We start from the raw sequence: 23,195 nt of genomic DNA, 5'->3' as shown, positions 1-23,195 counted from the left end.
TTTACAGGAATTTGAAAAAAATGACTAACTACAATTCTATCATTCTATGATATACTTAGTTCTGTAATTTGACAAAGTCAGACATATTGCTACTGCAACTATGAAATTAGGAATTTAGGAGGTAAAGTTAGTGAAAGGGAATAACAAACTATTTCCACTGGTTGTCTTGCTTTTTATTTTTGCGTCTCTGTCGATTAATGGCCAAACGACCTCTGCAACTGAGTCAAACGTAGTCAATTTACAAGTAGGTACAAGTACGCATAATTTAGAGGGTCATGAAATTAACACTTCTAATGCGTTTCTATCTACCCTCACAATTACTACAAATAACCAATCTTTTTCTGACGAGCTTTATGGTGGAGTTTATGAACAAATCATTCTAGCCGGCTCAGAAACTGCCCCTTTAGCCATTGTGACCAAGCGATTGGATGGTACTGCTCGAGTCCTTACTTTTGATGTTTTATCCCTCAAAGAAAATGGTTGGACTAAAGTTCATTCCTCTAATGATTACTTGAAAGGTTCACTTACTGTAGAAAACAATGTTTTAACAGTACAGCATGCCAAGTATAACGAGAGTGATGCAAACTATGCTCCTACTTATGTTTTGGAAGATCAATTTTCAATTGAAGATAGCAAAGTCACTCTACTAGACACTACTACATCCAACTTGAAATCATCTTCTTTCCAGTCAGTCACAACTACTAGTGATAGCGAATTTACTGGATTAAATAGAGTTCAGCAATTAGCTCTAACGGTAACAGGAAACAATCCAACACCTCAAGAACTAAATGCCATTTTAACTAAGAAAGCATACGAACATAACATTCCACCTGAAGTGTTAAAGACCATTGCTTACTTAGAAAGTAGCTGGCAACAGTATAACAATGATGGCCATCCACGTATTAGTACTTTAGATGGACAAGGCGTTGGCTTAATGCAAGTTACAGATGGTACGTTAACCATGTCTGAAGATAAGCTATTAAGACTTATGACAGACATTGAGTATAATATTGATGAGGGAATTAGAATACTTGAAGCTAAGTACGGTTACATTAAAGCAGGAATTTTACCTACCATTAATGAACAAGACCGAACAATATTAGAGCATTGGTATTGGCCAATAGCTGCCTATAACGGGATATCAAGTATTAATAATCCATTAACGAACCCAGGGAAAACCTATCAGGAAAAGTTCTTTAAAAAGCTAGAAGAATTTAGCCACATATCAGTAACACCTTTCCCTAGCAGCGTCTTACAAGGTGTTATCTATGTTGATTCTAAAGGTATTCTTCGATTTAAACAAAAGAATTTAACGATCCCAGGCCCATTTCATAAAACAGCTCATGACTTAGAGAAGAATAGTATTGTAACAGTGAGTGCAACATCAGTAAGTTTAAGAACTTCTCCAGATCTTAAATCAGACAAAAGTAATGTATATAGTTATTTGAGCCAAGGGGAAGCTGTCAAAATTAAAGGCGACATACAAAATGATCCTTCAAAGCTTGTCCACTTCCCGTGGTATCCAGTAGAATTACCTTCACAACCCGGTAAAATTTATTATATCGCTGGATCCTATTTAAATAACATTAACTTGTTTGATTATCGTCAAGATCTATCTGGAGGCACTAGATACAACACGAGCTCATTAATTGCTGATTATGGATGGAATACATCATCAGATGTAGTTGTATTAGCTCGAGGTGATGTGTCTATCGACGGTCTTGCTGGTAGCGTGTTAGCTGACAAATATAACGCACCATTATTATTAACTGACAAAGACACAATACCATCAACAACACTGACTACTATTAAACGATTAAAACCAAACAAAAATATATGTATTAGGTGGCGAAAGTGCAATTACCACTGCAAGCTTAAAAGAAATCAATGCTATTTTACCTAGTACAACTGTAACACGAATCGTTGGTTCAGGTCGTTATGAGACAGCCGTTGCTATAGCGAAAGAAATTACGGATGTTCAAACTGTTTTTATTGCTACTGGAAATGAAAATTCACCAGATGCTCTAGCGATAGGACCTGTAGCTTCAAAATTACAAGCTCCTATTCTACTTTCATCAGATAAAGGGTTAACAGATACAACGATTACGTATTTAAAGAAACATACGAATGCTAAAGTTTATCTTATAGGAAGTACTGGCGTTGTTCCAGGAAAGTAGAACAACAATTAAAAGATATTGGAATTAAACAAGTTGAACGAATTGCCGGAAGCGATAGATATCGTACGAGTATTGAGATAGCAAAGAAATTCTTTGCTTCTCCTGATAACATTTTATTCGCAAATGGTGATGTATTTATTGATGCTCTTCCAGGTTCTCCACTTGCTGCAAAACTAAACGGCCCAATCATTCTTACAAAAGCTAACGAGGTCGCTTATCCAGTGGAGCAATGGTTATCTAGTTCTTTTAAATCGATACCAACAACTTATTTCTTAGGTGGAAATCAAGTAATTAGTGAAGAAACAAGAGTTAATATTCAGACTATTATTCTGGCAAATCTATAATAATATCCTTATCAGCTCACATGAAACCGTGTGGGCTGATTTTCATTTAAATATCAAGTTCCCTTTCCTCCTAACATTTAAACGTAAGGTTTACATTTACTAATAAAACGATAAAATATAAAGGAACTACTAAATTATTTATGATTAACAAATACGAAAAGGATGTTATCGTATGACAAAAAAAAAGTTCTCTATTCTATTACCAACCTTAGGAACAAGAATTCCAGAATTAGAACGTTTATTTGATTCCCTAACCAAACAAACCTATACCAATTTTGAGGTCATTATCGTATCTCAAGGAAATCATGAAGTGATTTCACAAACATTAAAAAAATATTCATTCGACTACCAGCAAATTCCAATTGATATAAGAGGTTTATCGAACGCCCGTAACGTTGGGATGAAACATATATCTGGGGATTATGTTACATTCTCAGATGATGATTGCTGGTATGTAGAGGATGCTCTTACTTATATAGCAGAACAATTCGAAAATAAGAAGGCTTCTATATTAAGCTTCCAATTTTACGACCCTTTTAGAAATGAATATCCAAAAAACTATGTACAAAATGAAATTCATTCCGTTCAATGGAGAGATTTATTCAGTAAATCTTCTATTGAAATATTCGTTGATGTTCATTCTGTAGGCAAAGAAAATATTGAATTCGACACCCGTTTTGGTTTAGGAGCACAATATCCTTCAGGAGAAGAGAATATCTTTCTTATGGATCAGTTAAATAGAGGACATGTGATTTCTTATATTCCAAGAATTATTGCCTACCATGAGGTAAGAGATGGATTACCACAATTAAGCTATAATATGTTTATTAGTAAAGGTCCACTATTTAAGCGAATGTTTAATACACCCAAAGGTTTACTCCTATTTTTAGCCTTGTATGCGAAAAAATTTAACAAAGATAAAAGATCGAGACAAAATCTTACTTGATGGATTAAAGAACACGATCACCTTTAAAAAATAATTTTATTTTTCTAGGGTAGACTAAGCATATAGCCTATAAGCTTAGTCTTTTTTATTGCACAAAAAATACATCTCTAAAATATTGATACGTATTATAGACAATCAATAAGGTGCACTGTGTAAATAATTCCAATTTCAAGTGCGGTTCAAAATCTGAAACACCTTCAAAATCATCTTTATTTCTTTTTTTGCTTTCTTTAATAGCAGTGACCACATGAATTTTGCTCAAAAAATACTGAAAAATGTCGTTTAATGTGATAATATACGAATTAAATAATTATAAAACATCAATAGTTTAGGGAGTTTATGTATGAATAAAATTAATTCGTTCTTAATAGAAAAAAATCACCTTTTTCTATTATTTTTTATTGTATTACTGATATTTAAACCGTCACCGGGATATTTAATTGGCTCTTGGGTCGGACAAGGAATTATTCTTGGTATTATTTTCTTAACAACTTGTTATAGCATTTGGCTACTCTCCCAAAATAAAAAAACACTTTCCTATAAAAAAGACCCTGTAACTATATTTACTGGTTTAACCGCTTTTTCAATTATCATCTCCGTAATCTTTGGTTCCATTTTTTTCCCGGTCTATACATCTCTAACGGATATGATAGAATTATATCGTATATTTTTATATTTCTCTTTCTATGTGATTGCTAAAGAGACTTTGAATTTAGAATGGACGGGCATTGTTAAAACTGGTATTATCATCATTTTCATTATAGAAATTTTTGGTGTTCTACAATTTTATAACATTGGAAATATTAACTACAATATTGGACTTTTATATACAACTAGTGACAAGCTGCTCATGATGATCACTCATCAACAACGTATTGGCAGTACATTTTTAAACCCTAATATTTATGGTTCATTTATTGTCATTGCTATTTCTTTCTTACTATCACTACTTGCTTACAATTATAGGGTGAAAAGCATCATCCTTTATCCTTTATTACTATTAACCATTGTGTCTGTATTTTTTACAACGTCTCGTACTGCCGTTATTACTATATTTGGTTTAATAGTGTATTGGATTATTGTTAGTTTACTATCAAGAGTTGATAAGCTATCCTCTATTCTTAGAAAAAGTGCAACTGTAATAGGTTTGTTTATTATTGCAGCTATTATTCTAATACCAAATATTAATTATTTAAATTATGCCTATAACCAAATTTCAACCAATTTAAATATCGACTTGTCGTTTCTACAAAATGATAATCAAATGGATGAAAATGATGAGTCAGATGATAGAAATTTTAGAGATAGTATAACTGATTCTGTTGAATCTGTAAGTAGTTATAAATCTAGACAATACTATTGGGATCTAAACTGGAACCAATTCTTAGCTGCACCAGTATTTGGCTCGGGGCCAATGAAAAGTGAATTCGTGCGCTTTGCCGATAATTCTTACCTATACACACTCGCTCGATATGGTGTTTTTGGTCTTATCGTTGTAGCAGGGTTCTATTTATATCTCTATCTCTCAACAGCATGGAGTATAAAGAAGAACGTTCAGTCACCAATTGGAAGTAAGGTTATGACGATGACCCTACATTTATCTGTAATGGGATACTTCGTTATGGCACTGGTTGCAGAGGTATGGTATAACATACAAACGATAGCTATACTTTACATTATAGTTGGACTACTAAGAAACAAACATCTGCAACAATCAAAGGAGACAAAAAATTGATGAAAATCTTGTATGTTTCGTGGATGAACTCTGGAGAAGGCTCACAAATCCATGCAAAAGAGTTTATTCATGGCATGGAAACATTGGGCCATACGATCATTCCAGTTGAATTATCGTTGAGGTCAAAAGAACAAATACAGAAACAGCATACTGGACCTACTCCCCCATCTTCTCGATTTCTAGATTTTAAGAGAGAAATAAAGTCACTTTTGTTAAATGGTCCTCGATTATTGCGCCTTAGACGCTTAATTAAAGAGCATAATCCCGATTTTATTATTAATCGTTATTCTATCTATGATATTTCTCCTTTATTAGCTAAATGGATATACAAAACTCCCGTCATGATTGAAGTGAATGCTTCAGCTGTATTTGAACGAGAGTTAGTAGGGAAATATTATTTCAAGGGTATTTCCACATTTTTAGAGAAATTATTATTTAGTAAAGCTGACAGCCTGTCCGTGGTCTCGAATGAGTTACTTCACTATTTTTCACAGCATGGTTATGACACTACAAACGTAGTAGTTACGCCAAATGGTGTTGATATTACTAAATTCGAATTAGATACTCCTCCACCTCACTCATTATCTAAGTTGACAACTAGTTGGAGTGCTAATACTGTAATTGGGTTTATGGGAAGCTTCCAACCCTGGCACGGTATGGAACGTTTAGTTGAACTAATGCCAGAACTATTGAAAGAAAACCCTGCGATTCGCTTACTTATTGTTGGAGACGGTAAAACTAGAAGTAAAGTAGAAGAAAAAATTAGCGAGCTAGGAGTAAAAGATCAGGTTTATATTACAGGGTTCTTAGATTATAAAGATATACCAGGGGCTCTAAATATTATGGATATTGCCATTGCACCCTATCATCATATTGAACACTTTCACTTTTCTCCACTCAAAATTTTTGAGTACATGGCTATTGGGAAACCTGTAATAGCACCAAACTTAGGTCAGTGTCGAGATCTCATTCAAAATAATGAAACAGGCATCTTACTTAAAGAAAATACTAACGAAGAATTAAAAAATGCTATCTTATACCTTACACAGAACGAAGATCAGCGAAAACTATTTGGAATAAATGCACGTTCCTTTATTTCTGAACATTATACTTGGGTAAGAAACGCCGAGCGATACATTGATGCTATGAAAGTAAAGCTATAAGAAAAGCCTTAGAATAACCTATTCTAAGGCTTTTTATTTTATTGTAAATCTATTGTGATTTCACTTATATATCCTTGATCTCCAACCACTTCTATTCTTTCAAAAACTAAGCCATTATCTTTAGCGAAATAACGTGTTTTTTTAGTGGTGTGTCCTACAACTTCATCAGATTCTTGATATACTTGTAATACTTTCATATCCTTACCATCTATCTCTACGGAAACGTCTTCTCCAATTACTTCCCAATTTGCATCTTCACCAACGTAACGCTCTACGAAATCTGTACCTGAAAAGTTTTCAAGAATTCCTTTTTCGTCTCCTTCTTGATAATGGTCTTGATAGACTAACGTTATTTCATTAGGAGTCCATCTGTATACTTCTGTCGTCTTAGATCCTCCTAAGGTTACGATAAGTTGAAGATATTCTTTATTTTCTGCTATTACTTCTTCCGATAAAATTGCCATTCCGTTTTCTTGGAATTGTCTCTTACTACCTAACTCTGGTCTTAATAATGCATAACCAGATCTATCTATTTCTTCATTGTAAGTAGTATTGGATTCTCCGGTTTCTTTATTTGAAGTTATCTCTTGATTACTTTTGTTACTTTCTTCATCTATTGCATTCTCACTCTCAGTTTCTTGCTGATCAGTACCACCTATTGTCTCTTCTTCATATGGTTCAATAGTATCTTGTTGACACGCTGCGCTTGAGAATATAAAAACAAAACAAAATGAATACTAAATTCCATTTCCTCATAGATTACTCCTCCTAAAAAATAAACAAGGTCTTAAAATAGACCTTGTTTTACTTTGGCTGTTTCTAGAAAGCTCTATTCCTAATCAATATGGTTTTTAGGTAATTTTTCTTATCTATTAGACTTACACAAAACTTAATATTATCTTACGATAGCGGTAATATCTTCAACAATTGAGGAAGATATCCCTCCACCGATAACTTTCACCTGCTCTACATTATTTAATCGCCCAAAATCAAATATGAATGATTCAACTGAACGATCGACTGATGAGCCAACCATAATTAAAGGTGATGATGTTGTTGCCGCTAGTGGAGCTGCAGCTAATGCATCAGGGAAGTTAGTGCCTGTAGTAATTAGAATTTCCTCACTTTCCAATTCCTTTGAGAACTCATTTAATACAACAGCCAACGTTTCGTAACGATGTGCACCAGAAAGACGCTCTATAGATCCACTAATACCTCTAATCTTATCATACACTTTAGGTTGAATAACTTGGTTACCACCCACTACTTTTATGGTTTGACCTTTTACTAAAGATAAATTTCCTGACATAATATCTTGATCATCAGTTAGCACAATACCCCATCCTAAAGCGGAAGCAATTGGTGCAACAGCTAATGCATCTGCAAATTGCTCACCAGAAGCAACAAAGTAACCATTAACATCTCCAAGTAGCTTTACTATGTTTGCATTTGTATGGTAACGGCTAGCTCCGCTGATACGTTGTGTTTCATAACCTAATTGATCAAGCTCATTTTCGACTTTAGATGAAATAGCTGCTTCTCCTCCAACAATTACTACTTTTTTGGCATGGAGACGCTCTAACTCATTTTTCACATTTCGATCCAGTTTGTCTTTTTCAGATAAAAGTATAGGAGCTTGGTCATACTTAGCTGATAGAGGACCTGCTGACAAAGCATCAGCCGAATCATACCCAGTTGCTAATATAACTGTTTTTTCTTAATTTTTCTGATGTAAAACCATTTGGATACATATCCTTAGAAATATTAATACTAGTTGTAATACGATAGGAACCAGATAAGTTTACTGTCTCAATTTGATTATCAACTGGAACAGCTGAGACAGAAGACCAAATCACTTTATTAGTGGTTTCTTTCACTATATAAGCTTGGTCAGCGTATTTTGCTCGTTTTTCTGCTTCACGATAATCTACAAATCGATTCAGTTCTTGCCCAATTGAGTTTCGAACCACAAATATTTTATCCAAATAATTGGACCAAACCGTATGACCATTTGCAATTGACACAATTCTTGTTGAAGGAGTAGATGTAGCATACGCTATGGCATCTTCTAGTTTAAAAAATTCTTTTAGTAATCCATTTTCTTTTGAATAAACAGAATAATTTACACCATCATATAGTACTGTTTGATTGTACTTATCTAATACATACACCTGTTTTACTTGTTTACTCGCAAAACTAATCGCTTTTTCACTTGTATCAAATAATCCAATACGCTTGTTAGAATCTGATTCATAGACTTCAAAGACTTTAAAATACTTATCTACGGCATTTGCTATCGCTGTTGCAGACTTTTGTTGATAAGAAGATGATTTGATAAGTGACTCTTCTTGAGGGTTAGTCATATAACCTAATTCAGCCAAAATTGCTGGAGCTTCAGAATTTCGTATAATAAAGAATGATTGATCATCATGTATGCCTCTATCAATGGCATTATGGATATCAACAACCTCTTCATGAACTTCTTCTGCCAATCGTTTGCTATCTGGTAAGTATTTAATAGACGCAGGATCATGTGGATATTCCTTTTTAGCATGATCAATTCCATTATAATAATATGTTTCAATTCCTCGAATAGTTGTACTTCGTGGGTGTCCATTGTGGTGGATTGAAATGACGATGGTTTGATCAGGATCCGTAATCATACTATTGGCATACTGTGTACGTTTATCAAGATCTCCACCATCTCCTGTAATGTAGGAAGCGAAGTCTTTATCTGTCGTACGAGTCATCTTAACTGTGTACCCTTTGCTTTCCAGTATAGTCTCTAACTTTAAAGCAACAGATAAGTTTGCGTTCTTCTCACAATATCGAGTTTGGTTACCTGTAATTCCGCAAGTTCCTGTATGTTTCCCCCCATGACCAGCATCAATAATGACAGTACCCCTCTTAGAGGCTGCAAGTACCTCTTCATCTGACTGATTCATGAAACCAAAAAAAGATGCAGCGACAAAAACTATTCCTACGACAAATTTCTTCAAGCATGTACCTCCTATGTTTTTACAAAATTCGCATACTATTAAACTATAACAAGATATAAGAAAGATGGGAATAGTAGTTTTTTACTTTTTATCGAAATTACGTTTAATTAATATTTCACTAGTTGTATACCTTTTTTACTAACAGTAGACTTCGTTCAAGATTCCCTTAAATCAAGCCTGGATAAAGCTTCTTAGAGGATCATGCACTATCAAGGAGTATACGCTTTTGCACTTATCAACTGCTGAAAATTTGTTACTTTTTTATAAGATACATTTACAAATCCAAACAAAAAGCCTTTCTAACAAACCTCATGTGAGATTCATTAAAAAAGCTCATAAACCAAAATATATTTATTTTTTTAGTATTTTCAAGCTTGTTAAATTGACCTTCTGTAGACTTTGAGGTCTGTTTGATTTCCGTATAGTTACTAGAATACAAATCACCATAAATTAGGTTGTCTAATTCCCATACAACTTTAGAACTTACGGCTCCTTTTCCACCAAGATTTAAGAATCCTGGTGAAGAGGAATTAGCTAAAAAGCCATTCACATAGTTTTCAGTTGTAGAATCAATTTTGTTAGGATCAACTAATAGTAAACTATAACCTAATTTTGCAGCTACAACTCCACCAGCTAATGCATCTTTATAATTTGTTCCTGTTGCAGTAAATAAAGCTTGTGGTGTTTCACCTTTTGAGAACTTTTCAATGATACGAGTATTAGTAGAATATCGACCAGGACCTGCGATTCTTTCTGCATTAGGCAGTTCCTTCGCAACTTCCTTCGAAATAACAGCTTCTCCTCCAATAACATAAGCTTTAGAGAACTTATATTTGTTTAAAAAGGCTTGTGTTTCTTTAGGAATCTGATCTTTTTTCACAAATACAATCGGTATACCAAGTTTGGCTGCATACACAGATGCAGATAAAGAATCTGCAAAGCTGTCACCACTTGTCACAAATACTTCTCCACCTGTTTTGGCTATATATTCATTAATTTTTTGAGAAGTAGAATAACGGCTGGCACCAGCTAAACGAATGACATTGAAACGTTTATTTTTTAGTTCCTTTTCCACTTTTGAGGAAATGGCTGCCTCTCCACCAAGTAAAATAACGTCTGTAACACCTAAACGCTGTAATTCACCTGTTGTGGTTCCTAAAATCTTGTCTTTATTAGTTAGAAGTATCGGGGCATTTAATTGATAAGCTAAAGCACTTGAGCTTAAACTATCTGCAAAAGAATCACTAGAGCCTATTACAGCAAAGGTTCCTTCTTCCGTTTTTATGGAAGAGTTTTTACTTGGATCATTCGGTTCTAAAACGGTAGATGGCTGTATACCTTCAAAACCTAATTGAGAAATCTCTACACTTGTATGAATAGCACTTGCACCAAACACACGATTTTCTAAGTCAATTTGAGCTAAAGCGTCTTTCGCATCAATAGCTCCATGCCCAATATATTCGTCTCCATTAAACTGACGACTTGTTACTTCTAAGAGATATCTGATTTGGTTGCCTGATAGGTATCTTCCAGAAGCTTTAAGCATTGCAGCTACAGACGTTACGTTAGGTGAAGCCATGCTTGTTCCACTTGCGTACCCATAACTTCCATCGTTAGTAGAACTTAGGATATCAACTCCAGGAGCTGCAACATCTACCCAACTCCCATAATTAGAAAAAGGAGCGATAGTATCGTCATATGAATCTAATGCAGCTACTGACATAACCTCTGGATATGCAGCTGGGTATGATAGATAGGAAGTGTTATCATTCCCAGCAGACGATACGATTAATACCCCTTTTTCTTGAGCGTAACGCACAGCTTTTTCAGTATAGGAACTAGACGGTCCACCAATACTGATATTAATAATATCGGCTCCATTATCTACTGCATAATAAATTCCTTCTGCTAGGTCGATACTAGAAATGCCATATTCATTTCCGACTTGAACGCTCATTAATTTAACGCCTTTAGAAGCAGATGCCACACCTTTTGAATTATTTGTAATGGCTCCAACCGTTCCAGCGACATGTGTTCCATGCCCAACCTTATCTGAACCATTTTGTCCTTCAACAGTGGAGGTTACTTTAATTAAATTACCTTTAAGATCTTCATGGGAGGCCAAAACTCCAGAGTCTAATACGGCCACTGTGGGCTTATAGCTAGGGGCATATGTTTCCCAGGCTTCGTCTACAGCCATGTTATAAAAATCTGACCGCTGATAATCTTTGTAATGGCTATCATTAACCGTACCCGTATAGTGAAGGATAATCTCTTCCTCGACTAATTCAACAGTAGAATTGCTTTTAAGAGATGCAATTACACTATCAACATCCTCTGTGTTTACAGTTAAAACGTGTGAATTGTTAAAACCACTCTCTACATTTGAAGGTAAGGAGGTTTGGGATTTACTAAAAGTTAATGGTTTTTTTCCATCTTTATATTGAACTACCACTCTAGTTTGATTATTTTTTTGAATATCTTGCGGTTTTTGTTTTTCGTTAAATTGTTGACTAGACAATTCAGCATGTGCAGGACTAATTCCTATCTGTATTAAGCTTAAACTTAATGCGCCTGCCACTACCCATTTCATATTTTTCACCCATATCCCCCATTCCTATTCTCTCTTCATATAGGGTACCATTACTTCCATTAAATTACTATCTTAATTGCCTCTCTTCATAGATTAAAATACTGGAAGGTTTAAAGACTATAACAAGATAAAAAAGCACCCCTTACCCTAAAGTAAGAGGTGCTCATTTTCTACATTCAACTGCAATTAATCTAATAGATCATTAAGAGCAGATTGCACAGCAGGAGTTACAACAGATGTTCCTCCTAAAACTGTAATCGTTTCTACATCATGTGATGTAACAAATTCCTTAACAGAAGAAGGGATGTTATCTCCAACAAGTAAGATACCCGTTCCTTCTTGAGCAGCTAAAGCTGATCCGGCTAAAGCATCTGCAAATGATTTGCCAGTAGCAACATAGTAATGCTCACTACCTGTTTCAAAGAATTCGGCAACTGCTACAGAAGTTGCATAGCGGTCTCCACCTGCTACACGCTCTGCATCAGGAAGTTTAGCTAGAACATGATCTGTAACAACAGCTTTACCACCTACAACTACTGTATGGAATACATTTAAGTTGTCAAGTGCTTTTGCTGTTTCTTTTGGAAGTGAATCTGTATCCGTTAGTAGGATAGGCATACCCTCACTACCAGCATAAGATGCCACTGATAATGCGTCAGGGAAGTTCTTCCCATTTACCACTACAGCCTCATCTGTTCCATTTGGAGCAACGATATCAGCGATTTTTGCAGCCGTATCAAAACGGTTAGTTCCTGCAATACGCTTCACTGTGATACCTTCTGATTTAAGTGATTTTACTACGTCTGCTCCCACTGCTTTTTCTCCACCAAGAACATAAACGGTCTTAGCCCCTAGACGAACGATTTCGTTATGAGTAACTTTTGCCAATTTATCCGTTTCTGTTAGAAGAAGCGGTGCATCGTATTTTGCAGCTAATGGAACACCAGCTAATGCGTCAGCATAGTTATCACCACGAGCAAGCACTACAGTATCACTAGATTCCCAGTTACCACTTACTTCAACAGCTGTTTTGTAACGATCTGCACCAGCTAAACGATCTACACGCATATCAGATTCTGCACGGTAAACCGTAACATCTTTCATGGTGGTGTTTCCAGCTACGTCTGTTAGTGCAAATGTAAATACGTTTTCACCTTGTGAAAGGTCTACACTTACTTCAACTGTTTCGTTTGCAGGCTTCTCAAGAACTAATAGGCTATCAGCCGATTGCTTGTGAACCTCGCTGTCACCTAATGTTAATGTCAAATCATTAAAGTTATCTTTAAGCATTAATGTGATGTCTGTTTGTGTAACATCACTGCTAACGTAGTTATCAAACTCTGCCTCAAGATTTGGAGCAGTAGTATCTACGTACACAGTACGTACGATTGAGAATTCATTTCCGGCTACATCCGTAGCTACTACTTGAATATCGTACTTACCATCTTTTTCAAATGTTACCGTTGTATCGAATTGATAATCTCCCTGCTCATCTTTTGTGAACTCTACAGATTTACCGTAAACTTCAATAGATGCTAGAGCGATATCTTCTTCAACATATCCACTAACTTGAACATTTTTCGTGTTATAAGCACTTGCAGCGTCTGGAGTGTTGAAGTAGATTAACGGAAGAACAGTGTCTTCAGCTACTACTTTATCAGAACCTGCATTAAATGCATGATCCACTACAACTACTTCAATAACATCTGATTTGTTTAATGAATCAAATGTGTAAGAAGATTCTCCTGCAGGGATAACTGTTGGCGTACCATTTACTACGACAACCGCACTGTTCACACCTACTCCTTCTTCAACAGCTGTCCAAGAAATCTTATTGCCTTCAACAGAAGCTTCTACAACAGGAGCTGTTGTATCAACATAGACAGGTAGTTTCTTAGATTGCCATTTGGCACCTTCATAACCGATGACAGATTTCACTTCATAGTAGTATAATCCATCTTTTACTACTTTGTTATCTACTAAACCATTCCATGCGCGGGCTGAGTTAAAGCTATAAGAAGACCCATTACCAGCGTCAAAATACGTTTTGCGAACATTTTTCTCAATTCTTACGGTGCGAAGTGTTTTATCCTCAGCACTTACTACATTGTACTGAACTTCTTCTGCATTACGTAAGAAAGCTAAAATAGGGTAGATATCATCGAAATCACCATCACCGTTTGGAGATAATGGGAACACTTCTTTGCCATCAACTTGTACTGGAGATACAAAGTATCCTGCACCTTCAAGCATTGAACTAGGGAAACCATTATCATAGAATACTGACTCTCCTAATTCTTGTAATCCATCTACGATTGGTAACTCCGCCCACTCACCGTAAAATCCAACATATGGAAGAGAAAGGCTAGGTACGCCTTCAGCGTCTAATGTTACAAATCCTTCTACAAATGAGTTGTGTGGAAGATCAATAACTTTTTCATTATTGTCTTTATCAAAACCAACTACTTTTGCATTAGAGATATCAACGTCTACAGTAAATTCTACCGCTTCACCAGCAGGAACTGTAACAGTTTCTGGTGCATCAACAACTACATCTTGAAGATCTCCTGCCATAAGTGAGTTGTAAGTAGGTCCATCTGTTTCTGCAAATGAGTCAGCTAAAACATCAACATTTACAGCATATGTTAATTCTTCATCAGAAGCATTCATTGCTGTTAACGTCATAGAGAATTTTTCATCTGTAAAATCTTTCAACTCCACTTTAGCTTCATTTGAATTTGCATCAAGTAAAACCGTTGGTGTTGAAACTGCTGCATAAGTTTGCATCATACCTGCACCTTGGCGGCGAGGAGAGAATGGTTGACCATAAAGGTCTTCAATTACATACGCAGTATTCATTAATAAGGCTTTCGCTAAACGAGTGCGCTCTTCAGCGTCTAACTCACCAAATGGATGCTCATCTGTTTGAAGATACTGTTGTACAAGAGCTGCACCGCCCGCAACGTGAGGGGATGCCATGGATGTACCACTCATTACTCCGTACTCGTCATCGTTTAGAGTAGAGTAGATCTTACCACCTGGCGCTGAAATTTCAGGCTTTAACTCTAGGCTTGGTGTTGTACCCCAAGAAGTGAAATCAGTCATACGACCCATTTCTGCATCGCCTTCTTTGGATGTTTGAGTCACATTTAACGCATCGTTATTGTTCGCGATTTCCGCTTCTAATGCTTCACCATCTTCTAATGTTACCATTGCAAACGGAACAGACCATCCACCTTGGTTATAGAAGAAGCCAGAGTTAGGTAATCCGTGGCTATACACAATAATTGCTTTTGCACCGGCTGCAGCAGCGAATTCTGTCTTATCATAGAAAGAAAGAGTACCACGTTTAACAAGTACCACTTTACCTGCTACTTCGTCTTCTAAACCTTCGTAATCAGCTGCAGTACCACATACTTTACAAGACTTACCAGTCTCTTCTGTTACGCCTTTTAATTGAGATAAGCTAACAATTTCTAAATCGGCTAACTCTGACCAGTCATCTATACCATAACCAGGTACTGTAGTTGAACCTACTTCAAGATTATGCTCGTATAGGAAAGCAGTGTTTCCTGTAGCCGCTACTTGAATAGTATCTGTGTTAAGACCAGGCGCACCTACTACACCGATATCAGGATTCTCATAGAAAGGATTATCCCATCCATCAGCAATATGTCCAGAGTTACCAGCAGAGACTGCAGCAACAACACCATTTTCAACCGCACGAGTGATCGCGATATCCTCTGGGCTATTTTCTTCATAGAAAGAAGCCGTAGAACCTAAACTCATGTTCAAAACGTCTGCACCTAGAGCAATCGCTTCGTCAATTGCAGCTAAGTACACATCAGAAAATGTTGAAGGGAATAATGGGTCATTACTAAATACTTTCATACCTAGTACTTGAGCTTCTGGAGCTACCCCTTTAATTCCACCATTTTCTGTGTCTCCATTTGCTACAACAGTACCTGATACGTGCATACCATGCATAGATGCATCAGGACCGATATCTAACACTTGTTGGTTATTATCATAATAGTTATAACCATAAGGAACTTTTTCTGTAAAATATTTACCTTTGAATCCGTTAGCTCCAACGATATCATTTACTTCTGCCTCTGTAAGATCTTCTTCTGTTTCAGAATCTAGAACAAAATCTTTATGAGACGGATCAATACCAGAGTCAATAACTGCTACGACCATTCCTTCACCTTCATATCCTGCGTCTCCCCAAGTTTGAGCAGATTGGATATAGTCATGACTTGTCGTCATGTCCGGTGTGATTTCTGGACGATTGTATTCGTTAGACAGATAAACCTCTTTAACGCCATCGACGTTTTTCAGCTTTTCTATTTGTACGAATTCAATCTCACCAGCGAATCCGTTAAAGGCAGTCGTATACGAATATGTATAATCGACCTTAACACCTTCTTTTTGTACATTGGCTTTAACTGCTTTATGCTCATCAACTAACTCAGCAGTAAGAGTATCCACTTTTGACTCAGACACTTCTTTTAATTGTACGCCCTTTTTATTTGCGTACTCTAGAGGTGTTTCGCCAAATAACTCTACTACGACACGAACCTTATCATCCTCTTCAAAATCAAGCTCAGGTGTAGCTTTTTCTAACTGAGTTTCTTCCTTCTGAAGAGCTTCTTTTGCTAATTCGACCGCATCCTTACTAGCTTCAGTGCTAGTATCATTGGCAAATGATAGACTAGCATTACCGAAAACTAGTAAAAAGGACATAGCGAGTGCAAAAGAACGTTTAAATTGATCCATTTTGTTTCCTCCCTTTTACGTTTTAATAACCTATGTAAAATCATGATGGCAGACAAGGTGTATCTTGTCGCACTATTAATATTATACAATTTTCTGATTAAATACAATATTCTATCTGTCAGAAATTTCTCTTATTTTTTACATTTTGTTCATATTTCCTTCATAATTCTTCGTTATTCTTCATAATTCTTTTTTTTAGTAGCGAACTAAAGTGAAGCACGTTTTATACTTAGAGGAGTGTAGGAGAAATAAAAATACCCTTCTTGAAAAAAGTCGTTTACTTTTTTTCAAGAAGGGTATTCATATAATAAGAATTACTTAAAAGGGGTTACTGCATGCATGTAACGTGGTCCCCAGTAAGAATTACTTAAGGAAGAGATGGCTACTCCCGTTGAAGATCCGCTATGGATAAACTGATCGTTGCCAAGGAAAATTCCAGCATGGGAAACACCGCTTCCGCTAGTATTGAATAATAGGATATCTCCCGGTTTAGGATTAGATACCTTTGGTAACGTATTAAGCCCTGATGTTGTTCTTGGTAAAGAAATGCCGTGCTGCTTAAATACATAGCCGATATAACCACTGCAATCAAAACCACTTGGAGTAGTTCCACCATATACGTAACGCACACCCATATATTTTTTCGCTTCTTCTACAATAATCTGGGCTTTAGAGGTTTCAACCACTTTTGGTTCTTCTCCTCTTAATTGGGCTTCAACATCCTTAGATACTGTATTATTTCCACCAATTATAGTCACATCATCTATACTTTTTTTCTCAATATACGACATAACTTCTTTAGGGACTGAATCACTTTCTACTAGTAAAACTGGAACACCTTTGTTAGCAGCAAGAATAGATCCTGTTAGAGCGTCCGCGAACGCTTGTCCAGTTGCTAATATTGCCTCATCTGAGTTACCGAAATACTTATCGGCAATTTTAACAGAAGTATCATATCGGTTACTCCCTGCAACACGCGTTGCATTATTTAGGTTATTAACAACCGATTCACCAACAACTTTTGTACCGCCAACAACGGTAGTAGTTTGATAATCTTCTAGCATTTCTTTCGTTGTACTAGAGATGGAATTGTTATCTACTAATAGTATTGGGCTTCCATTGCTACCAGCGTAAGAAGCAATTGATAAACTATCCGGGAAATTCCCGCCGTATGCTACAACAGCTTCTTTTCCACCAACAATATCTGCAATTTTCACTGCAGTGTCAAATCGATCTTTCCCTGCAATTCGTGTCACATTTAAGCCTAAACTAGATAGTTGCTTTTCTACTTCTGGTGAAATCACTGCTGTCCCACCAAGAATATAAGCATTCTTCGCGCCTAATCTACTAATTTCACTTTTAACCTGAGAAGGTAATTTAGTTTTATCTGTTAGTAGAATGGGTGCGTTTTCCTTGTAAGCTAGAGAAGCTCCTGCTAAAGCATCTGGGAAGTTGTTCCCTACTGCAATGACTACCGTATTGGCAGATTTAAATGCTTGTCTAGATACCTCTACTGACGTTTCATATCGGTTGTCTCCAGAAATTCTATTAATATCAATGGTTGAAGATGAAGCCTCTGCCGTGTCTACTGAAGTGAACATTAGGAATGATGCAAATGTTACGGGTGCAAGACCTAATGCGACAGATTTTGTCCATCTAGCTGCTCTTTTTTTCTATTTTACTCTCTCCTATTTCCTTCTAATCTATTAGTATTTTACCATTCTAATACTCCTGTGTATTTTACAGTTGAGTAACAAAATCATGACTGATTTCCCCCTTTTATGTAGTAATACATCAGTTTCTGTAAATTAGACTTATTTTATTAGTTTAATATGCAATAAAACGGGAATATTACTAGATTAAACAGGTTTCCTCTACTAGCACGGCACTGACTCATCCCGTATAAAAATGGTTAGTTTTCCCTCTTATTTGGATAAATGAAGCAGAAAGATCCTGAATATATGACAAATAAAGGGATTAATATGTCATAAATGTTACAATATAATAAAAGTATTGCAGATACTGCATCATTCCCCATACAAAAAAGCATGACATCTGTCGCAGATATCATGCTTTTTTCTTTTTATTTTGATCTTTATTTAGTAGAATAAAAATTTTGAGTATAATAGGCCCACTTGGTTGAATGGAAAGCTACCCCATTACCTAAATAAGTATAAGTTCCATTAAGGATATTGTTCCTGTGCCCAGAAGAACGCATCCAAGCTTCAACCACATCGCTTGGAGTTCTTTGTCCTTGTGCAATATTCTCACCTGCAGAACGGTAGGAAATCCCTTCTTCTCTCATTCTATCAAATGGAGATTTTCCGTCTAAATTCGTGTGACTAAAATAGTCTTGAGTCGCCATATCCTCGCTATGCTTTCTAGATGAAGAGGTCGCTTTTTCGCTATCTTTTAATGGTTGAAATCCTTGAGCGACACGAAAAGCATTCGTGATATCTAGAATTTGCTTTTCATAACCATCACGTATCGTAGCTTTCTGCTGAGATGAGGTCGAGTGTACGATATAAGCTGAATGGTATACCTCTTGATTTTCAATTTTAACGCTCATTAACTTTTTATTGTTGAGCGTATCAAAATTTAAGGTTATATAATCGGATCCACTTTTATATATGCTTGAGGTTGAACTAGATGAAATCAATGTTCCAACTTGAGATGCTTTTGATTTAGCATCACCTTCACTCATTCCAATGCTTACACCATATGGATTCTTAGACTTTAACCCATTACTATAATAAGAAGCAACCTTCCCTTCAACTAGACCCACTTGCATATACTGAGAGTAGTCACTTATATAGTTGTACGTTTCTATCCCTTTACTAGAGGTATCTATTCGGTCAGGAGTGCCAAATTTTGTAACCAGAGTACTTTTACTCATACCAATAGAAATACTTGAAGTAGGTAAAGCTGTTCCATTTGGTAAAGCATTCTCCACTGAATTTGAAACAGATGCGGTCCCGCCTAGGATAGAAAACCTCGTATATTGGCTAGCAATTTTGTTAGTGGACGTTGGAATACTAGATTTTGAGACAAGTAATATAGGAGAATTCTCTTTTGCAGCTAAAACAGATCCTGTTAAAGCATCCGCAAAGTTCTCACCTGTTGCCACATATGCATGGTCTTTTCCTAATGGAAAACGTTCTGTTACCACTCTAGCTGTTTCATAACGATTACTTCCACCATATCTTGAAGCATTCGGTAGTAACTTTTCTATACTGCCTGAAACTACTCCCTCACCACCGATAATATAAGTTTGCTTGCCAGATAAAGCAGACTTAGTAGAAGAAGGTAACACATCCCGATTTGTCAACAAAATAGGGACTCCTTCCTTTGCTGCATAGGCAGCTACCGCTAATGCATCAGGGAAGTTGTGACCATTTGCAACAAAAGCTTTGACAGAGTGTATTTCCTCAGCGATACGTGCAGATGTTTCAAACCGATCTTTACCTCCGATTCGGCTTACTTTGATACCTAATTGTTGAATAGAGGCTTGTACATGTTTAGAAATGGCCCCCTCACTGCCTAAAAGGACAACCTCTTTCACCTGGAGTCTTAGAAGTTCAGCCTTTGTTTTTGTATTTAACGTATCTTTTCCCGTTAACAAAATAGGAGCATTTAACGAATAAGCCAGTGGGGCACCTGATAAGGCATCAGGAAAATCATCTCCTCTCGCTATGACAGCAGTCTCAGTCGTATTGAAAGCCTGCTGGGATATTTTAACGGCCGTTTCGTAGCGGTCATTTCCTTGTATTCGTTCTACATGGGATGCAGCTGTTTGTAGGCCACCCCCTGTTTGCAAAGCTATAATGAACAGTATAAATAGTAGTAGTCTTTTTTTCATGTAGTAACCTCCTTTTATATGTACCTTCAATATGACAGATTTTTTGCTAAGTTCATAGATTCAAAGAATCTACTTTCCTAAATTCATACAATATTCCTAGTTAGACATGATAAATGTCATGTATGCTGCATGACAGGTGTATATTTTATAAGGAATCCTACAATGATATACTATTGATAGCGTTTTACTTATGATAAATAAGACCATAATTAAATTTAATTATAGAGCGAATAGATTAATGATATGAAGGAGAATGTCTCTTGTCTACAAAACAAAAAATTGCTTGGATTACAGATAGTACAGCCACACTTTCCAAAGAATTTATTAAACAAAACCATATTCATGTGATTCCCCTCTCTATCCACTTTGGAGAAGATACGTACCTTGAAGGTATTGAAATCGAGCCTGAAGAATTCTATAAGAAATTGACAGCTAGTAAGACCTTACCAACTACCTCTCAGCCTGCTACTGGTAAGTTTGTTGAGTTATATGAAAGCTTAAAAGCAGAATACGATTATGCAATCGCCATTCATGCATCTAGTGTATTAACAGGAACCTATCAAGGAAGCATTTTAGGGGCCGAGATGGCAGAATTCACAAACGTAGAAGTAATCGATAGTAAAATCGGTTCCTATGCTCTAGGTAAAATGGTGGAACGAGGCGTAGAACTTGCTAACGAGGGAATACCATATGAAGAAATTGTGAATATCCTACGTGAATTGCCTGATCGCGGGAGACTGTATATGGTCCCTGGAAGCTTAGAACAATTACAAAAAAGTGGAAGACTAACTCAAGGTCAAGCCGTGCTGGGTGGATTACTCAGATTGAAATTAATCGTTGAGTTTAAAGAAGGAAAAGTGGATTTAGCTGAAAAAATACGCTCATATAAAAAAGTAAAACAAAGAATGTTTGAAATTTTAGACGAAAATGCGCCTAAAATAAAGGAAGTCGGCATTGTACATGGAAATGATGAAGCTATGGCAAATGAGTGGCTTCAAGATTTGCAAGAAAAGTATCCTTCCATTGAATTTTCTACGACCATACTTAGTCCTGTAGCAGGAACTCATATGGGGCAAGGAACCATTGGATTGTCTTGGATACTAGAAAAATAAGAAAAAAACCCCTGAGAATAAAGGTAATTCTCAGGGGTTTTTTACGGTTCTAGAAAGACTACTGGTTTATTTCTTCTTCCCAATACTTTCTTAACCCAGCTTCCATGGAGTAGTGAGGATTGAATCCTATAGACTCAAGATCGTCAATACAACTGTAGGAATGTTTAATATCGCCTGCACGTTCTTCTTTTTGGTCAATCGGTAATGTTGTGCTAGTTATTTTCTCTAGGATTGAAATCATGTCAACTAAGCTTGTTTCTTTTCCAGTACCAACATTAAAAACGCGACCAATCGCTTCTTCATTCTCAGAAACCAGCGTTAGGGCTTGAATGACATCTTCTACATAGACAAAATCGCGTGTTTGTTTTCCGTCTCCAAATAAAGTAAAAATTGTTTCTTCTCCATTCATCAGCTTTTTGAATCGATCCGTGATAATGGAAATGACTCCTGAATAAGGAGAAGAAGGATTTTGTCTAGTGCCATACACATTAAAGAATCTTGTAGCAGCTGTTGGTATTCCGTAAAGTCTTGAATACGCTAAAACATATTGCTCCGACGCGAATTTATCAATGGCATAAGGAGTTAAAGGACGAATCTCTGACTTCTCTCTCTTTGGAAGAGTAGGCTCATCCCCGTAAACAGCAGCTGAGGAAGCAAAAACAAAACGCTCGATACTTCCTACTTTACGTACTTCTTCAAGTAAATAAAGAGTTCCCTCTAAATTGGTTTGATGAGTTTCGAATGGATGTTCTACAGATGCTGCAACACTTGCTATGGCACCTAGATGAAAGACCTTTTTAAAAGAATGTTGCGCAAATACCTCTTGAATTGTTAAGCGATGTGAAAGGTCTCCTTGAATAAAAATAAGGTTCTCATGATCTTGAAGATTTGTCTTAGATCCCATTGATAAATCATCAAGTACGACTACTTTTTCTCCTCTATGTAAAAGATGGTCCACTAAATGTGAACCAATAAATCCTGCTCCACCTGTTACTAGAATACTTGTCATAATTAAACTCCCATACATGAATTTCTTACATTATTACATAAAGTAGCTACTTTTAGAATGAAAAAACCATAATATATCTAGCTTATAGTAGCTTATTGTCTACTTCCTTTGTATCAATATCACCCTTAAACCACTCACCTAGTCTATTCTTAGCTTTTGCTTTTATCTCGTCATCAATATACATACTAACCTGTACAAGAGCAATACCTAGTGCTCCTAAATCATCTGTAAATCCTAGACCGAGAGCGAAATCTGGTATTAGGTCAGTTGGTAGAATAAAGTATCCTAAGGCACCTATTATGGTCACCTTCACCTTTTTAGGAACATCTTCTTTTTGGAGAGTATAGTAAAGCAGCAGAGCGGCATAAATAACAGATTGTCCAGCTTTTTTCGCAACACGACCGACTTTTCTCCAGAACTTATGGTCTGAATAATAGGATTCACTTTTTTTTATCTCTTCTTCCATCACTATTCCTCCT

Annotated in this window: 16 protein-coding genes; 7 read left to right on the top strand and 9 right to left on the bottom strand. The window is 36.3% G+C overall.

Features of this window, described 5'->3' with window-relative positions; genetic code table 11:
- The first annotated feature begins 130 nt into the window (after window positions 1–130).
- The 6 genes from M44_RS15660 (at window position 131) to M44_RS25590 (ending at window position 6,365) form a co-directional block, all read left to right on the top strand.
- Complete coding sequence (locus M44_RS15660; RefSeq protein WP_010175097.1) at window positions 131–1,903, top strand: cell wall-binding repeat-containing protein; 1,773 nt, start codon at window positions 131–133, stop codon at window positions 1,901–1,903.
- Complete coding sequence (locus tag M44_RS30045; RefSeq protein WP_081447559.1) at window positions 1,833–2,177, top strand: cell wall-binding repeat-containing protein; 345 nt, start codon at window positions 1,833–1,835, stop codon at window positions 2,175–2,177. Before M44_RS15660 ends, M44_RS30045 begins: the two co-directional genes overlap by 71 nt.
- 17 nt (window positions 2,178–2,194) lie before the next feature.
- Window positions 2,195–2,521 (top strand): cell wall-binding repeat-containing protein, encoded by a 327-nt coding sequence (locus M44_RS30040; protein ID WP_081447552.1) that lies wholly within the window; start codon window positions 2,195–2,197, stop codon window positions 2,519–2,521.
- Window positions 2,522–2,693: 172 nt separating this feature from the next.
- Window positions 2,694–3,467: a glycosyltransferase family 2 protein gene (locus M44_RS15655; protein ID WP_010175094.1), complete on the top strand. Its 774-nt coding sequence runs from the start codon at window positions 2,694–2,696 to the stop codon at window positions 3,465–3,467.
- Between the two features lie 343 nt (window positions 3,468–3,810).
- A complete protein-coding gene (locus M44_RS15650) occupies window positions 3,811–5,202 on the top strand; it encodes an O-antigen ligase family protein (RefSeq protein WP_010175092.1) in 1,392 nt (463 codons plus the stop codon).
- Window positions 5,202–6,365 carry a glycosyltransferase family 4 protein gene (locus M44_RS25590; RefSeq protein WP_010175091.1) on the top strand — a complete coding sequence of 388 codons (1,164 nt, stop codon included), beginning with the start codon at window positions 5,202–5,204 and terminating at the stop codon, window positions 6,363–6,365. The genes M44_RS15650 and M44_RS25590 overlap by 1 nt, the downstream gene beginning before the upstream one ends.
- A gap of 38 nt (window positions 6,366–6,403) precedes the next feature.
- Here the strand turns inward: M44_RS25590 and M44_RS15640 are convergent, their stop codons facing one another.
- The 7 genes from M44_RS15640 to M44_RS25580 form a co-directional block, all read right to left on the bottom strand.
- Window positions 6,404–6,829, bottom strand: a complete 426-nt coding sequence (locus M44_RS15640; RefSeq protein WP_010175090.1) for a hypothetical protein — start codon at window positions 6,827–6,829, stop codon at window positions 6,404–6,406.
- Window positions 6,830–7,260: 431 nt separating this feature from the next.
- A complete protein-coding gene (locus M44_RS23765) occupies window positions 7,261–8,037 on the bottom strand; it encodes a cell wall-binding repeat-containing protein (RefSeq protein WP_010175089.1) in 777 nt (258 codons plus the stop codon).
- Window positions 8,038–8,050: 13 nt separating this feature from the next.
- Window positions 8,051–9,364: an N-acetylmuramoyl-L-alanine amidase family protein gene (locus tag M44_RS15630; RefSeq protein ID WP_010175088.1), complete on the bottom strand. Its 1,314-nt coding sequence runs from the start codon at window positions 9,362–9,364 to the stop codon at window positions 8,051–8,053.
- A 274-nt stretch (window positions 9,365–9,638) separates the two neighbouring features.
- Window positions 9,639–11,957: a S8 family serine peptidase gene (locus M44_RS25585; RefSeq protein WP_237705315.1), complete on the bottom strand. Its 2,319-nt coding sequence runs from the start codon at window positions 11,955–11,957 to the stop codon at window positions 9,639–9,641.
- A gap of 186 nt (window positions 11,958–12,143) precedes the next feature.
- The gene (locus M44_RS15620; RefSeq protein ID WP_010175085.1) at window positions 12,144–16,736 is read right to left on the bottom strand and encodes a cell wall-binding repeat-containing protein; all 4,593 of its coding nucleotides are present in this window, start codon (window positions 16,734–16,736) and stop codon (window positions 12,144–12,146) included.
- Window positions 16,737–17,050: 314 nt separating this feature from the next.
- Complete coding sequence (locus M44_RS23755) at window positions 17,051–18,337, bottom strand: cell wall-binding repeat-containing protein (protein WP_010175083.1); 1,287 nt, start codon at window positions 18,335–18,337, stop codon at window positions 17,051–17,053.
- A 494-nt stretch (window positions 18,338–18,831) separates the two neighbouring features.
- Window positions 18,832–20,595 (bottom strand): cell wall-binding repeat-containing protein, encoded by a 1,764-nt coding sequence (locus tag M44_RS25580; protein WP_010175081.1) that lies wholly within the window; start codon window positions 20,593–20,595, stop codon window positions 18,832–18,834.
- A 260-nt stretch (window positions 20,596–20,855) separates the two neighbouring features.
- Here M44_RS25580 and M44_RS15600 point away from each other — a divergent pair, with 260 nt between their 5' ends.
- On the top strand, window positions 20,856–21,707 hold the full coding sequence (locus tag M44_RS15600) for a DegV family protein (protein ID WP_010175079.1): 852 nt from the start codon (window positions 20,856–20,858) through the stop codon (window positions 21,705–21,707).
- Between the two features lie 58 nt (window positions 21,708–21,765).
- Here M44_RS15600 and M44_RS15595 read toward each other — a convergent pair whose 3' ends face one another.
- Window positions 21,766–22,716, bottom strand: a complete 951-nt coding sequence (locus M44_RS15595; protein ID WP_010175076.1) for an NAD-dependent epimerase/dehydratase family protein — start codon at window positions 22,714–22,716, stop codon at window positions 21,766–21,768.
- 82 nt (window positions 22,717–22,798) lie between these two features.
- Entirely contained in the window at window positions 22,799–23,182 is a 384-nt protein-coding gene (locus M44_RS15590) for a YkvA family protein (RefSeq protein WP_010175073.1), read from the bottom strand.
- Between the last annotated feature and the right edge of the window lie 13 nt (window positions 23,183–23,195).

The sequence above is a fragment of the Bacillus coahuilensis m4-4 genome (genome assembly GCF_000171615.1).
Classification (GTDB): Bacteria; Bacillota; Bacilli; order Bacillales; family Bacillaceae_K; genus Bacillus_T; species Bacillus_T coahuilensis.
The sequence above is the reverse complement of the archived record's forward strand: the minus strand, read 5'-3'. Positions and strand labels throughout refer to the sequence as shown.

What these genes read in the sequence shown, in the direction of transcription:
- M44_RS15655 (WP_010175094.1), top strand. Translation starts at nt 2,694, where the DNA reads ATGACAAAAAAAAAGTTCTCTATTCTATTACCAACCTTAGGAACAAGA.
- M44_RS25585 (WP_237705315.1), bottom strand. Translation starts at nt 11,957, where the DNA reads ATGAAATGGGTAGTGGCAGGCGCATTAAGTTTAAGCTTAATACAGATA.
- M44_RS23755 (WP_010175083.1), bottom strand. Translation starts at nt 18,337, where the DNA reads ATGTTCACTTCAGTAGACACGGCAGAGGCTTCATCTTCAACCATTGAT.
- M44_RS25580 (WP_010175081.1), bottom strand. Translation starts at nt 20,595, where the DNA reads ATGAAAAAAAGACTACTACTATTTATACTGTTCATTATAGCTTTGCAA.
- M44_RS15640 (WP_010175090.1), bottom strand. Translation starts at nt 6,829, where the DNA reads ATGGCAATTTTATCGGAAGAAGTAATAGCAGAAAATAAAGAATATCTT.
- M44_RS15590 (WP_010175073.1), bottom strand. Translation starts at nt 23,182, where the DNA reads ATGGAAGAAGAGATAAAAAAAAGTGAATCCTATTATTCAGACCATAAG.
- M44_RS15620 (WP_010175085.1), bottom strand. Translation starts at nt 16,736, where the DNA reads ATGGATCAATTTAAACGTTCTTTTGCACTCGCTATGTCCTTTTTACTA.
- M44_RS15650 (WP_010175092.1), top strand. Translation starts at nt 3,811, where the DNA reads ATGAATAAAATTAATTCGTTCTTAATAGAAAAAAATCACCTTTTTCTA.
- M44_RS15595 (WP_010175076.1), bottom strand. Translation starts at nt 22,716, where the DNA reads ATGACAAGTATTCTAGTAACAGGTGGAGCAGGATTTATTGGTTCACAT.
- M44_RS25590 (WP_010175091.1), top strand. Translation starts at nt 5,202, where the DNA reads ATGAAAATCTTGTATGTTTCGTGGATGAACTCTGGAGAAGGCTCACAA.